This window comes from Janthinobacterium goodfellowi, from assembly GCF_051380695.1.
Lineage (GTDB): Bacteria > Pseudomonadota > Gammaproteobacteria > Burkholderiales > Burkholderiaceae_D > Janthinobacterium.
On record NZ_JBNYXN010000021.1, the window covers coordinates 1 to 1,019 of the forward strand.

Here is a 1,019-nt window from a genome sequence, read left to right on the forward strand (position 1 = left end):
CCTTAGAATACTCATCTCGCCCACCTGTGTCGGTTTGCGGTACGGTCTCGTATGACTGAAGCTTAGAGGCTTTTCTTGGAACCACTTCCGATTGCTTCGTGAATAAATTCACTCGTCCCATCCCCTTGAATCCTGCGCCCGGATTTGCCTAAGCGCCTTCTATGAGACAGAAACCAACTATTCCAACAGTTGGACAACCTTCCGCGATCCGTCCCCCCATCGCATCATACGACGGTGCAGGAATATTAACCTGCTTCCCATCAGCTACGCATCTCTGCCTCGCCTTAGGGGCCGACTCACCCTGCTCCGATGAACGTTGAACAGGAAACCTTGGGCTTACGGCGTGGAGGCTTTTCACCCCCATTATCGCTACTCATGTCAGCATTCGCACTTCTGATACCTCCAGCATCCTTTACAAGACACCTTCGCAGGCTTACAGAACGCTCTCCTACCATATCCAATAAAGGATATCCGCAGCTTCGGTGACTGGCTTAGCCCCGTTACATCTTCCGCGCAGGACGACTCGATCAGTGAGCTATTACGCTTTCTTTAAATGATGGCTGCTTCTAAGCCAACATCCTGACTGTTTTAGCCTTCCCACTTCGTTTTCCACTTAGCCAATCTTTGGGACCTTAGCTGGCGGTCTGGGTTGTTTCCCTCTTGACGCCGGACGTTAGCACCCGACGTCTGTCTCCCAAGCTCGCACTCATCGGTATTCGGAGTTTGCAATGGTTTGGTAAGTCGCAATGACCCCCTAGCCATAACAGTGCTCTACCCCCGATGGTGATACTTGAGGCACTACCTAAATAGTTTTCGGAGAGAACCAGCTATTTCCAAGTTTGTTTAGCCTTTCACCCCTACCCACAGCTCATCCCCTAATTTTTCAACATTAGTGGGTTCGGACCTCCAGGGCGTGTTACCGCACCTTCATCCTGGCCATGAGTAGATCACTTGGTTTCGGGTCTACACCCAGCGACTGATCGCCCTATTCGGACTCGATTTCTCTACGGCTTCCCTAT

1 rRNA gene is annotated in these 1,019 nt (G+C 51.2%); it reads right to left on the bottom strand.

The annotated features are described in order from the left end of the window. A 23S ribosomal RNA gene (locus tag ACQ4WQ_RS28420) occupies positions 1–1,019 on the bottom strand; the annotation flags it as partial.